We start from the raw sequence: 13,052 nt of genomic DNA on the forward strand, positions 1-13,052 counted from the left end.
TTCACGACCGGGCACCGGAACGCCACTGACGAGGAGAGAACGGCGCTATGCCGAAGAACAAGTCGCACAGCGGTGCCAGCAAGCGCTTCAAGATCACCGGCTCCGGCAAGGTGCTCCGCGAGCGCGCCGGCAAGCGCCACCTGCTCGAGCACAAGTCGTCCCGCGTGACGCGCCGCCTCACCGGCACCGCCGAGATGGCCCCGGGCGACGCCGCGAAGATCAAGAAGCTTCTCGGCAAGTGACGTACCGGCGCCCGAGCGCCGTACGTACATCTGAAGACCGGGACCCCATCGAAATCGGGCCGTGTGAGGACCACCACGGCCCCGCTGCAAGGAGTTAAAAGTGGCACGCGTCAAGCGGGCAGTAAACGCCCACAAGAAGCGCCGGGCGATCCTCGAAGCCGCCTCCGGCTACCGCGGTCAGCGTTCGCGCCTGTACCGCAAGGCCAAGGAGCAGGTCACCCACTCGCTGGTCTACAACTACAACGACCGCAAGAAGCGCAAGGGCGACTTCCGTCGGCTGTGGATCCAGCGCATCAACGCCGCCGCCCGCGCCAACGGCATCACGTACAACCGCTTCATCCAGGGCCTGAACGCGGCGAACATCGAGGTCGACCGCAAGATCCTGGCCGAGCTGGCCGTCAACGACGCGGGTGCGTTCGCCGCGCTCGTCGAGGTCGCGCAGAAGGCGCTGCCGGCGGACGTCAACGCGCCCAAGGCGGCGTGACGCTCGCGCTGGCTTGAGCGGCTTGTGAAGTGATCCCGGGCCCACAGGTGTTCGCCGCCTGTGGGTCCGGGCGTTTTTTGGGTGCGTTGTCGGGTGCGGGTCCGGTGGGGGTTTCTCGCGCAGTTCCCCGCGCCCCTGAAAAGCTGGGGCTGCGCCCCATGCTTTTCGGGCCGCAGGGCCCGTGTCTTTGTCTTTAGGGGCGCGGGGAACTGCGTGACCAGCCCCCACCGGGCCCGCACCCGGCGATGAACCGAACCCTGGAGAAGGTGCCCATGCCCGCCGCCCCCGAGTTGATCTCACCGCGTTCGCCCCGCGTGTCCGCCGCGCGGCGTCTCGCCCGGCGGAACTTCCGGGGGAAGGAACGGCTGTTCCTCGCCGAGGGGCCGCAGGCCGTGCGGGAGGCGGCCGGGCACGCGGACACCCTGGTCGAGCTGTTCGCCACCCTCGACGCCGCGGAGCGCTACGCCGACATCGTCGGGGAGGCCCGCGCCGCCGGCGCCCGCGTGCACCTCGCCGACGAGGACGTCATCGCCGACATCTCCACCACCGTCACCCCGCAGGGCCTCGTCGGGATCTGCCGGTTCCTCGACACCCCGTTCGAGGACATCCTCAAGGCGCGGCCCCGGCTCGTCGCCGTCCTCGCCAATGTGCGCGACCCCGGCAACGCCGGCACCGTCCTGCGGTGCGCGGACGCCGCGGGCGCCGAGGCCGTCGTCCTCACCGACGCCTCCGTGGACCTCTACAACCCGAAGGCCGTACGCGCCTCCGTGGGCTCCCTGTTCCATCTGCCCGTAGCGGTCGGTGTGCCCGTCGAGGAGGCTGTGGCCGGGCTCCGGGACGCCGGCGTGCGGATTCTCGCCGCCGACGGCGCGGGCACCGACGACCTCGACGACGAGCTGGACAACGGGACCATGGGCGGGCCCACCGCCTGGGTGTTCGGGAACGAGGCCTGGGGGCTCCCGGAGGAGACCCGCGCACTCGCCGACGCCGTGGTGCGCGTTCCGATCCACGGAAAGGCGGAGAGCCTGAACCTGGCGACCGCCGCCGCCGTATGTCTCTACGCGTCCGCCCGTGCACAGCGCGCCTCCGGAGGGTGCCGTTCCGTCACCCAGAGCTAGTAGGGTGACGTAACTCGGGGGCCCACTGCGCCAGTACGAGAGGTGGGGTACGGGGATGACTGTCGGCACGAGCGGAACACTGGGGGCATGGGCATTGCGGAGCGACCCCGCCTCCCCGCACGGTGATCCCGCCGGGCCCGGAGCCGGATTCCGGGCCGGGTTCGGAGCCGAGCTGGGCATCGACCCCGACGACCTGCCCGACGGGCTCGTCGTCGCCGACGAGCACGGCCGGGTCATCTGCTTCAACGCCGCCGCCCAGCGCATCACCACCGTCCCCGCCGCCGACGCCCTCGGCCTGCGGCTCGAACGGGCCCTTCCGTTAGAAGACCTGGAAGGGCGCCGCTGGTGGCAGCTGACCGACCCGTACGGCGGGCTCGCCATCAGGAACGGCCAGCCCGAGCGGAACCTGCTGCTCCCCGGCGGGCGCGAGGTACTCGTCTCGGCGCGCTATCTCCGTACGCGTCCCACCGGACCGGTCCGCCGTGTGGTCGTCTCCCTGCGTGACACCGAGGCCCGGCGGCGCACCGAGCGCAGCCACGCCGAGCTGATCGCCACCGTCGCCCACGAACTGCGCTCGCCGCTCACCTCCGTCAAGGGTTTCACCGCGACCCTGCTCGCGAAGTGGGAACGCTTCACCGACGACCAGAAGAAACTGATGCTGTCGACCGTCGACGCCGACGCCAACCGCGTCACCCGGCTCATCGCCGAACTGCTCGACATCTCGCGCATCGACTCCGGACGCCTCGAAGTGCGCCGCCAGCCCGTGGACATGGGCGCCGCCGTCGGACGGCACATCCAGGCGTACGTCGCCGCAGGCCAGCCCGCCGACCGGTTCCTGCTGCGGATAGCGCAGCCGCTGCCCGCGCTCTGGGCGGACCCGGACAAGGTCGATCAGGTGCTCAGCAACCTCCTGGAAAATGCCGTGCGCCACGGCGAGGGAACCGTCACCATCGACGTCACGGCCGCGCTGTCCCCGCGTGAGGGGGACGCCGACCAGAACACGGCCACGTCGGTCACCGTGAGCGACGAGGGGCCCGGCATCCCGGAGGAGTCCATGAACCGCGTCTTCACCCGCTTCTGGCGGGGCAGCAAGCGCGGCGGCACCGGGCTCGGGCTGTACATCGTCAAGGGCATCGTCGAGGCCCACGGCGGCTCCATCACGGTCGGCCGAGCCCCCGGCGGCGGCGCCGAGTTCCGATTTATGCTGCCCGTGAGCACCCCGGCGTACCTGCAGTAACGCCGCCGAGGGCACACGGGCGCGTTCGAACACCTCACCCCCGTTAGACTCGGCCTTTGGCACCTTTGCGTCCCTCTCTGTGGACCATTCGTCTCCGAGCCGTAGACGGGGACCATCCGCCAGCCAACCGGAAGCACGGGAAGAGATGTCGGCACCGAATAAGTCGTACGACCCTGTAGAGGTCGAGGCCTTGAAACCGGAAGAGATCGAGCGCATGCGGGACGAGGCGCTCGCCGCCTTCGCCGCCGCGGACTCCCTCGACGCGCTTCAGGAGGCCAAGGTCGCGCACACCGGCGGCACCTCGCCGCTGGCCCTCGCCAACCGCGAGATCGGCGCGCTGCCCCCGCAGGCCAAGGCCGCCGCGGGCAAGCTCGTCGGCCAGGCCAGGGGCGCCGTCAGCAAGGCGCTCGCCGCCCGCCAGACCGAGCTGGAGGCGGACCGCGACGCCCGTGTGCTGGTCGAGGAGGCGGTGGACGTCACCCTGCCGTACGACCGCGTACAGGCCGGCGCCCGCCACCCGCTGACCACGTTCATGGAGCGCGTCGCGGACGTCTTCGTCTCCATGGGCTACGAGGTCGCCGAGGGCCCCGAGGTCGAGGCGGAGTGGTTCAACTTCGACGCCCTCAACTTCACCCCGGACCACCCGGCCCGGCAGATGCAGGACACCTTCTTCGTCGAGGGCCCCAAGGGGACTACCGGCGACGAGTCCGGTGTCGTGCTGCGGACGCACACCTCGCCCGTGCAGGCCCGCTCCATGCTCGACCGCGAGCCGCCGGTCTACATCGTGTGCCCCGGCCGCGTGTACCGCACGGACGAGCTGGACGCCACGCACACCCCCGTCTTCCACCAGATCGAGCTCCTCGCCATCGACGAGGGCCTGACCATGGCCGACCTCAAGGGCACCATGGACCACATGGTCCAGTCGCTCTTCGGCCCGGGCACGAAGACGCGGCTGCGGCCCAACTACTTCCCCTTCACCGAGCCGTCCGCCGAGATGGACATGCTCTGCTACGTCTGCAAGGGCACGTCCGTCGGCAACCCAGACCGGCCCTGCCGGACCTGCTCCAGCGAGGGCTGGATCGAGCTGGGCGGCTGCGGCATGGTCAACCCGCGCGTGCTCGTCGCGTGCGGTGTCGACCCCGAGAAGTACAGCGGATTCGCCTTCGGGTTCGGCATCGAGCGGATGCTGATGTTCCGCCACAACGTCGAAGACATGCGAGACATGGTTGAGGGCGACGTCCGGTTCACCCGGCCGTTCGGGATGGAGATCTGATGCGGGTCCCGCTTTCTTGGCTGCGGGAGTACGTCGACCTGCCGGCGACTCAGACCGGCCGCGACGTCCAGGAGAAGCTCATCACGGTCGGCCTCGAGGTCGAGACCGTCGAGCAGATCGGCGCCGGCCTCAAGGGCCCCCTGGTCGTCGGCCAGGTGCTGACCATCGAGGAGCTGGAGGGCTTCAAGAAGCCGATCCGCTTCTGCACGGTCGACGTCGGCACCGCCAACGGCACCGGTGAGCCCCAGGAGATCGTCTGCGGCGCCCGTAACTTCGCCGTCGGCGACAAGGTCGTCGTGGTCCTCCCCGGCGCCGTCCTGCCCGGCGACTTCGCGATCGCCGCGCGCAAGACGTACGGCCACACCTCCCACGGCATGATCTGCTCCGGCGACGAGCTGGGCATGGGCGACGACGGCAGCGGCGGCATCATCGTCCTGTCGCCCGAGCACGAGGTCGGCACCGACGCCATCGAGCTGCTCCAGCTCGTCGACGAGGTCCTCGACATCGCTGTGACCCCGGATCGCGGGTACGCCCTGTCCCTGCGCGGCATCGCCCGCGAGACCGCCATCGCCTACGGTCTGCCGCTGCGCGACCCGGCCCTGCTCGACGTACCGGCCCCGAACGCGTACGGCTACCCGGTCGAGGTCGCCGACCCGTTCGCCTGTACCCGCTTCACCGCGCGCACGGTGACCGGGCTCGACCCGGACGCGCAGTCCCCGATCTGGCTCAGGCGCCGCCTCCAGAAGGCGGGCATGCGCCCGATCTCGCTCGCCGTCGACGTCACCAACTACGTGATGCTGGAGCTGGGCCAGCCCCTGCACGCGTACGACCGCTCCCGCGTCCAGGGTGCGATCGGTGTGCGCCGGGCCGAGCCGGGCGAGAAGCTCACCACCCTCGACGGTGTCACGCGCACGCTGGACCCCGAGGACCTGCTCATCGTCGACGACCGCGGTGCCATCGGCCTCGCGGGCGTCATGGGCGGCGCCAACACCGAGATCGACGACGCCGACGGCACCACCACCGAGGTCGTCATCGAGGCCGCCCACTTCGACGCGATCACCATCGCGCGCACGGCCCGCCGCCACAAGCTGGCCTCCGAGGCGTCCAAGCGCTTCGAACGCGGTGTCGACCCGCAGGCCGCGGCGGCCGCCGCCCAGCGCACGGTCGACCTGCTGGTCCTCCTCGCCGGCGGCACCGCCGACGCGGGCGTCACCGAGGTCATCTCGCCGTCCGCGCCGCACACGATCTCCATCCCGGCGAACCACCCCGACCGGGTCGCGGGCGTCCACTACGGCCGTGAGACCGTCGTACGCCGTCTCCAGGAGGTCGGCTGCGACGTGTACGGGCAGGACGAGCTGATCGTCACCGTCCCGTCCTGGCGTCCCGACCTGACGGACCCGAACGACCTCGCCGAAGAGGTCATCCGCCTGGAGGGCTACGAGAACCTGCCCTCCACGCTGCCCAAGCCCCCCGCGGGCCGCGGCCTGACCGACCGGCAGCGCCTGCACCGCCGCGTCGGCCGGGCGCTGGCGGGCGCGGGCTATGTCGAGGCGCTGAACTACCCGTTCATCGGGGAGCACGTCTTCGACCAGCTCGGCCTGGCCGCCGACGACCCGAAGCGCAAGGTCGTCAAGCTGGCCAACCCGCTCTCCGACGAGGAGCCCGCCCTCCGTACGACGCTGCTGCCGGGCCTGCTCGGCGCGCTGCGCCGCAACGACGGGCGGGGCAGCCACGACCTGGCCCTGTTCGAGACGGGGCTGGTCTTCCACCCGCAGGACGAGCTGCTGGTCGCCGGGCGCCTCCCGGTCGACCGGCGTCCCACCGACGAGGAGATCGTGTCCCTCACGGCCGCGCTCCCCGCCCAGCCCCGGCACGCCGCCGTCGTCCTCGCGGGCGCCCGCGAGCAGGCCGGCTGGTGGGGCAAGGGCCGCCCGGCGGACTGGGCCGACGCGATCGAGGCGGCACGCAGTCTGGCGGAGGAGTCGGGTACCGAACTCCTCGTCCGCGCGGGCCAGTACGGGCCCTGGCACCCCGGGCGCTGCGCCGAACTGGCCGTCGTGCTCGACGGTACGGAGACGGTCATCGGGTATGCCGGTGAGCTGCACCCCCGCGTGCTGAAGGCGCTGGGTCTGCCCGCGCGCACCTGTGCGATGGAGCTGAACCTGGACGAGCTGGAGGCGGCGAGTTCGGGTGTGCCCGAGGGGCCGAAGATCTCCACGTTCCCGGTCGCCACGCAGGATGTCGCCCTGGTCGTCGCGCGCGAGGTTCCGCACGCGGCTGTCGAGGCGGCGCTGCGGGAAGGTGCGGGGGAGCTGCTGGAGTCGCTTCGACTGTTCGACGTGTACGAGAGCGGTGAGCAGTTGGGGGAGGGGCGGAAGTCTCTTGCCTATGCGCTGCGGTTCCGGGCTGGTGATCGGACGTTGACCGTTGAGGAGGCGTCGGCTGCGCGGGACGCTGCGGTTGCTCTCGCGGGGGAGCGTACGGGAGCGGTGTTGCGCAGTTAGCGCGGGTGGGGGCGGGCTGCTGTTTCGGCTGCGGGTGCGTCGTGGCTGGTCGCGCAGTTCCCCGCGCCCCTAGTGGGGGGCGGAGCCCCCACACCCCCCATCCCCCAGCGGTCCCTTCACTCCTTCGGGTGAGAAGTTCGGGCGATCTGGTCCTTTGGGGCATGCGGTCGACAGAATCGGACCGGCCTTTCGGGGCCGGTCCGATTCTGTTGTCAGGGCCTGACTGGGGGACCATCGGCATGATCCGTATCAAGGCTGGGGTTTCCTGTGGGGCTCGGCTTCGGAGCGGGCGGCTGCGGGCCGCGCTCGTGGGGCGCAGGTGCCGGTTCCGGGCCGGGGGGACGGGGGCCGGGTGCCGAAGGCGGCGTCGGCAGCCCGAGCGGCAGGTCGGCCGGCGGATCGAGCGGGGGTCCTCGCGGCGGATGCTCTCGCTCGCGCTGCCCACCGTGTGGGGGGCCACGGCGATCACGTACAAGCTCGTCTGCCCGCTCGCCCAGCAGGACGGGCTGGGGGCTCGGATCGTCACCAGTGCCGTCTTCTTCGCCGTCGGGACCGGGCTCGTGCTGCACGTCCGCCGGACGTTCATGCGCGAGTTGAGGATCGCCCGGCAGGTCGCCGGCGCGGCGCAGAGCGTGCTGCTGCGTCCGCTGCCGCAGCGCATCGACGGGCTGCGGGTCGCCGCCGCCCAACTGTCCGCCGACCGGGGTGCCGTGGTCGGCGGGGACCTGTACGAGGTCATCGCCACCGAGCACGGCGTACGGGTCGTGATGGGCGACGTGCGTGGACACGGCATCGCCGCCATCGGGACCGTCGCCGCCGTTCTCGGCAGCTTCCGTGAGGCCGTGCACGACGAGGCAGAACTCGGCGGCGTACTAAGGAAGTTGGAACGGGCGTTGGCCCGGCATCTGGGCGAGCGGGCGCGCGCCGCACATCCCTCGGCGGAGCTGGAGTCCGACAGTCAGGTCGGCGAGGAGTTCGTCACCGTACTGCTCCTGGAGATCCGCGGCGACGGTGGGATGTGGGCCTTCAACTGCGGACATCCGGCGCCGTATCTGCTCAGCTCCGGCCGGGCCGACGTACTCACGCTCGCCGAACTCCTGCCCCCGCTGGGGCCTTTCCCGCTGCCGGCCGAGCTCTCCGCCGAACACTGCGGCCAACTGCTTCCCGGGGAGGCCCTGTTGCTGCACACGGACGGAGTCGAGGACGCCCGCGACGCCCATGGCCGGTTCTTTCCCCTCCCGGCCGTGCTGGCAGAGGCCGTCCGCACCCAACACGTCTCCCCGCAGGCGGTGCTGGGGGCCGTCTTCTCCCGCCTGCTGCGCCATACGGGCGGCTCCCCGGCCGACGACGTCGCGGTACTCGTCCTGAGAAACGACCGCGGGCACTTCCCCAGGCAGCCACAGGAACCCCCGGTGGCTCACCAAGTCACGTGAGCCACACGCCTTTCGCGGAGCCAGGCCGCCGCACTTACGAGGGGGAGCCGGCGGCCCGGCGGCCTCTTGCGAGGCATTTCAGTCAATCGGACGGACACTCTCCGCGACAGTGCGCGCACGCTATGAATTCGCGTACTTCGATCACACCCCGTGTGAAGCCGGACACACTACGCTGACGGGCGCGGTAGGCGTACCGCCGGCACCGAGCCACCGGAGGGCATCCATGCAGCCCAACACCCTGCTCGACGCGATCCTCGACGAGGCGGGCATCTCGCACGCGGGACTCGCCGCCCATGTGAACCAGGCGGGTCGGGCGCGTGGCCTCGCCCTGCGGTACGAACACACCGCCGTGGCGCGGTGGTTGAAGGGGCAGCGCCCCCGTGGCCAGGTGCCCGACCTGATCTGCGAGGTGCTCGCGGCCCGTCTGCACCGCCCGGTCAGGCTGGACGACATCGGGCTCGGAGTGCCCGGTGACACCGCCGGCCCGCTCGGCTCGGCCGGTACTTCGCTGTCCGGGTTCGTCGAGCGGGCGACCGCCCTGTGGCGCTCCGACGAGCAGCAGCGCCCCCATCTCCTGGGCGCCCCCGCCGTCACCGGCACGCCCGCCGTCATGCCGGTGTGGGAGTGGGAGAACCCGCCCGAGGACGTCGATGTGTCGCGCGGCGGCAGACACCGGGTCAGCATGGCCGACATCGAAATGCTCCGCTCGGCCCGCGCGCACTACGAGCAGATGTACCGCAAGGCCGGCGGCGTCGCGACCCGCACCCGGATCGTCGGCTTCCTGAACGCCGAGACCGCGCCCCTGCTGCGCGGCAGCTACACCGACGCCACCGGGCGCCAACTGCACCGGGCCACCGGCGGGTTGGTGGCGATCGCCGGTATCTGCGCGTACGACTCCGATGCGCACGGTCTCGCCCAGCGCTACTTCCATCAGGCGCTGCGGCTGGCGAAGGCCAGCGGGGACCGGGGCCTCGGGGCATACGTCATCGGCCTGTTGGTCAACCAGGCGCTGTTCATGCGGGAGTTCCGGCAGGCCGTCGCCTTCGCGGAGGCCGCGCTGCGTGCTGCGGGCAAGCACATCACGCCGGCGCTCGCCTCCGACCTCTACGCGATGCAGGCCAAGGCGTACGCGCACCTGGGTGACGGCAGCAGCGCGCTGTCCTGCATCCGGCGGGCGGAGCAGGCCGCGGATCGCATCCGGCGCGGTTACGAGCCCGACGAAACCGGCTATGTCCAGCCGGGGCTGGTCAACGTCCAGGTGGCGGAGGCGCTGCTGAGCCTCGGTGATCTGGCGGCGGCGGGGGAGCATGCGACGGCCGCGGTGGACACCCCGGCGCACGACCGGGGCCGGGTGCACCGGCTCGCCATGCTCAGCCAGATCGAGCTGCGCCGGGGCAACGCCGACAAGGCCGTGGCCACCGCCGTGCAGATGGCCGAGCAGGCCCGGGGAATGGAGTCCCAGCGGCTGCGGGACAGACTCCGGGCGGTGCGCGAACACCTGGTGCGCAACGGCTGCGCGGGCACGGCCGAGGCGGCCGAGATGATCGACGGGGCACTGCGCGTACCGCTCTAGACGCCCTTGCGGTGACACCTTTGGCGCGCCGGTTCTCGGGTAACCGTGCGGCAGGGCGGATTCTGTGTACCTGCTTTCAGCACGTTCCTGCTGCCATATTGCCATCTACTCGGCGGAAGGTGGCAGAACCGTGCAGTGGACGAAACAGAACGAACAAACTGTGTATGAAAACCGCTGGTTCAGGGTCAATCTCGCAGATGTCGAGCTGCCGGACGGACGGCACCTCGACCACTTCCTGATACGGCTGAGGCCGGTCGCCGTGGCGACCGTGGTGAACGAGGCCAACGAGGTTCTCCTGCTCTGGCGGCACAGGTTCATCACCGACAGCTGGGGGTGGGAACTCGCGGCCGGGGTGGTGGAGGACGGCGAGGACATCGTCCTCGCGGCCGCCAGGGAACTGGAGGAGGAGACGGGCTGGCGGCCGGGACCGCTACGGCATCTGATGAGCGTCGAGCCGTCCAACGGGCTCACCGACGCCCGGCACCACATCTACTGGGCCGAGGAGGGCGAGTACATCGGGCACCCCGTGGACGACTTCGAGTCGGACCGACGGGAGTGGATCCCCCTCAAGCTCGTCCCCGACATGGTCGCCCGTGGGGAGGTCCCGGCCGCCAACATGGCGGCCGCGCTACTGCTGTTGCACCATCTCAGGCTCGGCGAGGACGCCTAGGACGCCGAGGGCGCTGGGTGCGCCCGGGGCTTCGCTCAGCGTCCGAGGGCCTGCCAGACCGTCACGACCAGTGCTCCGAGGGCCGTGAGGGCCGCGACGGCCGGCAGCGGCCATCGACCGTGTTCGAGGTGGACGACGCGGGTGCTCAGGTCGTCGAGTTCCTTGTCCGTCTCCTTCGTCCGATGACTGAGCAGGGCCAGCCCTCCCTCGACGCGCGCGTACGCGACATCGAGGCGGCGGCGTAACTCTGCGAGTTCTCCATGGGCTCCGGGATGCTCCGGGTCGGCGGTCACTTGTCCGCTCCTTTCCGTAGTCGTCACATCCCTTGTCTGCGCGGTGAAGAGTCAACTCGCCTGGTGGGCAGCGGGGGAGAGTGTGCGAACGGCATATGCGTGTCCGACGCGCACACGGTGTGTGAATGCCGCGGGCCCGGCACTCCGAAGAGTGCCGGGCCCGCGAAGACCCCAGCATGACGCTGGGTGATGTTCACGCGTAGGTGTAGAAGCCCGAGCCGGACTTCCGGCCCAGCCGGCCCGCGTCGACCATGCGCTGGAGCAGCGGGGGAGCGGCGTACAGCGGCTCCTTGTACTCCTCGTACATGCTGAACGCGACCGAGGCGACCGGGCTGTGGACGGGTGCAGCGCGCTGAGCTGGCATCCAGACCTTCCGCAGTCTTTCAAAGGCTTTCGTGTTCTTTCACCAGCTTCCCCCCTGGGACCTCCCTCGGGGAGGTGTAACTCCCTGGGAACTCCCCGGCGTTCCCCCCTCGTTGCTGGCGTCGGAGCAGCATCTCGGTGAGAGAATGTCAGTACCCCCTGCACCAGCCGTCGGCGCAGGGGGTACTGCTGCCCGTCCGGCGGCGCGCTTCCCAACGGCTGGCCGGGCGGGCGGCTCTGGAGTGAGACCGCTTTCTGTCTACATCTTGTCTAACGGATGACCATGACGCGAGTCACTCACTCGTTCGAGTGAACACACGTTCGAATCTTTCACACTACATCTAGCCCTGCGGCATATGCCAGAGCGCCGCAGGGCTGTGCGTATGCGCGGCAGCTGGGAGCCGCCGTTGTTGCCTATGCCCCGAGAAGTCTGCGGTCATACCGACCATGATCGCAAAATGCTGAATGTAGTCAGCAGACATGCGACCTTGATCACTTCAGCGTGGTCGGGTGCGAGACCTGCCCGACGACAACACATGGATCACCGAAGGCCGCCGTGCCATTGGCGCCCGGATACGGGCGGAACGCGAGCGACAGAACCTCACCCAGGAGCAATTGATCCTCGCCGCCCGCATCGACCGCGTCACCCTCTGGCGAGTGGAGAGCGGCCAGGAATCGACGCTGTCCACCCTGCTCCGCATCGCGCGGGCTCTTGAGGTTTCCCTCGGCGAGCTCACAGGCTGACAGGCGACCGCCCCCAACGGGGTATAGGGGCGGTCGCCCTCCCGCCGTCGGCCCGGGAAGGTGCCGGCGGCGGGGGATCAGGTGCGGGCGGCGGTCATGTCGTCGCCCGCCAGTTGCCGTATCGCCTGCAGGACGATGTCGAGGCGCCGGCTACCCAGCTCGGTCACGCGCATCAGGCTGGTCTGGTGTGGCCACGCGATCGACAGGACGAGGTCGACGAACGAACGCTCCGAGTCGTCCAGCCCCAGAGCGTAGAGGCCGCACGAAAGGTGCTGCCACGTCAGCTCGATGCCCTTGTCGGTCTGCCAGACCAGGGTCCTGCGGACCTCGGACCGGGCGAAGATCTCCCCCTCCTCCACCAAGGCCCACACAGCCGCCTTCTCGCGCGGGGAGGCGGCTGCCTTCAGCAGCTTCCTCCCCAGCGCCCGGGCCTCGGCATCGGCGGCCGTCGTGCTGCTCATCGGCCACGTCCCTTGGGGAGCGGCAGCGCCTGCTCCTCAGCGGCCTGTGCCTGGGCTCGCCGGGCCAGCTCGTACTGGCCGACCTCGACGAGCGCGGCGACGGCGGCGGGGAGACACAGCTCTGCCATCGACGGCATGTGGACCGACCAGTACGGGATGCCCGGGGCGGCATCCTTCGCGGTCAGCCCGGGGCGGGGTACGCCTACGTAGGCGCCCCGCCCAAGCGGTGTGATGTCCCGCCCCCGGCTCATTTCCCACGGCCGGCCGCCGCTGGCGGGAACGAGCGCGTAGTAGCGGCAGCGGTCAGGGTCGTGGATGACGGGCCCGCCGATGAGGGCGCGTTCGAGGTAGCTGTCGACGGCGCCGGGGTCGGAGGCGCCGGCGGCAGCGTGGACGAGGCGCGTAGACATGGCGATTGCGGAGAAGAGCGTGCCGGTCTTGAGCATGGTGACGCCGTACTTGTCCCACTCCATGCGGGACCGGGTGGGGGACTCGGTCGCGGCCAGCAGCCAGTGACCGATCGCCAGATCCACTTCCGCTCTGGTGTGTAAGACGACTCCGGACACGGGGTGTTCGGTCGTTTCGTGCGTCATCGCTCACGCCTCCGCAGTCCGGTGATCTGCCTCACACCAGTGACCGTACGGATACGGAGGGGTA

13 protein-coding genes and 1 pseudogene are annotated in these 13,052 nt (G+C 70.5%); 10 read left to right on the forward strand and 4 right to left on the reverse strand.

Translation table 11 applies throughout. The features are described from left to right. The first annotated feature begins 47 nt into the window (after positions 1–47). The 9 genes from rpmI (at position 48) to PV396_RS24295 (ending at position 10,534) form a co-directional block, all read left to right on the forward strand. Positions 48–242 carry a 50S ribosomal protein L35 gene (gene rpmI, locus PV396_RS24255; protein ID WP_006374321.1) on the forward strand — a complete coding sequence of 65 codons (195 nt, stop codon included), beginning with the start codon at positions 48–50 and terminating at the stop codon, positions 240–242. Positions 243–342: 100 nt separating this feature from the next. Then, a complete protein-coding gene (gene rplT / locus PV396_RS24260; RefSeq protein ID WP_105974242.1) occupies positions 343–726 on the forward strand; it encodes a 50S ribosomal protein L20 in 384 nt (127 codons plus the stop codon). Positions 727–998: 272 nt separating this feature from the next. Continuing rightward, on the forward strand, positions 999–1,844 hold the full coding sequence (locus PV396_RS24265; protein WP_319208428.1) for an RNA methyltransferase: 846 nt from the start codon (positions 999–1,001) through the stop codon (positions 1,842–1,844). 55 nt (positions 1,845–1,899) lie between these two features. Further along, complete coding sequence (locus PV396_RS24270) at positions 1,900–3,081, forward strand: ATP-binding protein (protein WP_319207877.1); 1,182 nt, start codon at positions 1,900–1,902, stop codon at positions 3,079–3,081. 145 nt (positions 3,082–3,226) lie between these two features. Next, positions 3,227–4,354, forward strand: a complete 1,128-nt coding sequence (gene pheS / locus PV396_RS24275; RefSeq protein WP_319207879.1) for a phenylalanine--tRNA ligase subunit alpha — start codon at positions 3,227–3,229, stop codon at positions 4,352–4,354. Further along, on the forward strand, positions 4,354–6,858 hold the full coding sequence (gene pheT, locus PV396_RS24280) for a phenylalanine--tRNA ligase subunit beta (RefSeq protein ID WP_319207881.1): 2,505 nt from the start codon (positions 4,354–4,356) through the stop codon (positions 6,856–6,858). Before pheS ends, pheT begins: the two co-directional genes overlap by 1 nt. Positions 6,859–7,280: 422 nt before the next feature. Beyond that, entirely contained in the window at positions 7,281–8,291 is a 1,011-nt protein-coding gene (locus PV396_RS24285; RefSeq protein ID WP_319207883.1) for a PP2C family protein-serine/threonine phosphatase, read from the forward strand. Between the two features lie 223 nt (positions 8,292–8,514). Then, positions 8,515–9,864, forward strand: coding sequence for a transcriptional regulator (locus tag PV396_RS24290; RefSeq protein ID WP_319207885.1), 1,350 nt, complete (start codon positions 8,515–8,517; stop codon positions 9,862–9,864). A 130-nt stretch (positions 9,865–9,994) separates the two neighbouring features. Continuing rightward, entirely contained in the window at positions 9,995–10,534 is a 540-nt protein-coding gene (locus tag PV396_RS24295) for an NUDIX hydrolase (RefSeq protein WP_319207888.1), read from the forward strand. A gap of 35 nt (positions 10,535–10,569) precedes the next feature. On the opposite strand, the gene PV396_RS24300 is transcribed toward PV396_RS24295, so the two are convergent. Both PV396_RS24300 and PV396_RS24305 read right to left on the reverse strand, forming a co-directional pair. Further along, positions 10,570–10,827, reverse strand: a complete 258-nt coding sequence (locus tag PV396_RS24300; RefSeq protein WP_319207891.1) for a hypothetical protein — start codon at positions 10,825–10,827, stop codon at positions 10,570–10,572. A gap of 193 nt (positions 10,828–11,020) precedes the next feature. Beyond that, positions 11,021–11,155 (reverse strand): annotated as a pseudogene (locus tag PV396_RS24305) (3-hydroxyacyl-CoA dehydrogenase family protein); the annotation flags it as partial. A gap of 545 nt (positions 11,156–11,700) precedes the next feature. On the opposite strand from PV396_RS24305, the gene PV396_RS24310 reads away from it, so the two are divergent. Next, entirely contained in the window at positions 11,701–11,934 is a 234-nt protein-coding gene (locus tag PV396_RS24310; RefSeq protein ID WP_319207893.1) for a helix-turn-helix transcriptional regulator, read from the forward strand. A gap of 77 nt (positions 11,935–12,011) precedes the next feature. On the opposite strand, the gene PV396_RS24315 is transcribed toward PV396_RS24310, so the two are convergent. Beyond that, the gene (locus PV396_RS24315; protein ID WP_319207895.1) at positions 12,012–12,395 is read right to left on the reverse strand and encodes a hypothetical protein; all 384 of its coding nucleotides are present in this window, start codon (positions 12,393–12,395) and stop codon (positions 12,012–12,014) included. Next, the gene (locus PV396_RS24320) at positions 12,392–12,988 is read right to left on the reverse strand and encodes a hypothetical protein (protein WP_319207897.1); all 597 of its coding nucleotides are present in this window, start codon (positions 12,986–12,988) and stop codon (positions 12,392–12,394) included. Before PV396_RS24320 ends, PV396_RS24315 begins: the two co-directional genes overlap by 4 nt. Positions 12,989–13,052 lie beyond the last annotated feature (64 nt).

The organism is Streptomyces sp. ME02-8801-2C, assembly GCF_033793965.1.
Lineage (GTDB): Bacteria > Actinomycetota > Actinomycetes > Streptomycetales > Streptomycetaceae > Streptomyces.

What these genes read in the sequence shown, in the direction of transcription:
- PV396_RS24320 (WP_319207897.1), bottom strand. Translation starts at nt 12,988, where the DNA reads ATGACGCACGAAACGACCGAACACCCCGTGTCCGGAGTCGTCTTACAC.
- PV396_RS24285 (WP_319207883.1), top strand. Translation starts at nt 7,281, where the DNA reads ATGCTCTCGCTCGCGCTGCCCACCGTGTGGGGGGCCACGGCGATCACG.
- PV396_RS24265 (WP_319208428.1), top strand. Translation starts at nt 999, where the DNA reads ATGCCCGCCGCCCCCGAGTTGATCTCACCGCGTTCGCCCCGCGTGTCC.
- PV396_RS24270 (WP_319207877.1), top strand. Translation starts at nt 1,900, where the DNA reads ATGACTGTCGGCACGAGCGGAACACTGGGGGCATGGGCATTGCGGAGC.
- pheS (WP_319207879.1), top strand. Translation starts at nt 3,227, where the DNA reads ATGTCGGCACCGAATAAGTCGTACGACCCTGTAGAGGTCGAGGCCTTG.
- PV396_RS24315 (WP_319207895.1), bottom strand. Translation starts at nt 12,395, where the DNA reads ATGAGCAGCACGACGGCCGCCGATGCCGAGGCCCGGGCGCTGGGGAGG.
- rpmI (WP_006374321.1), top strand. Translation starts at nt 48, where the DNA reads ATGCCGAAGAACAAGTCGCACAGCGGTGCCAGCAAGCGCTTCAAGATC.
- pheT (WP_319207881.1), top strand. Translation starts at nt 4,354, where the DNA reads ATGCGGGTCCCGCTTTCTTGGCTGCGGGAGTACGTCGACCTGCCGGCG.
- PV396_RS24290 (WP_319207885.1), top strand. Translation starts at nt 8,515, where the DNA reads ATGCAGCCCAACACCCTGCTCGACGCGATCCTCGACGAGGCGGGCATC.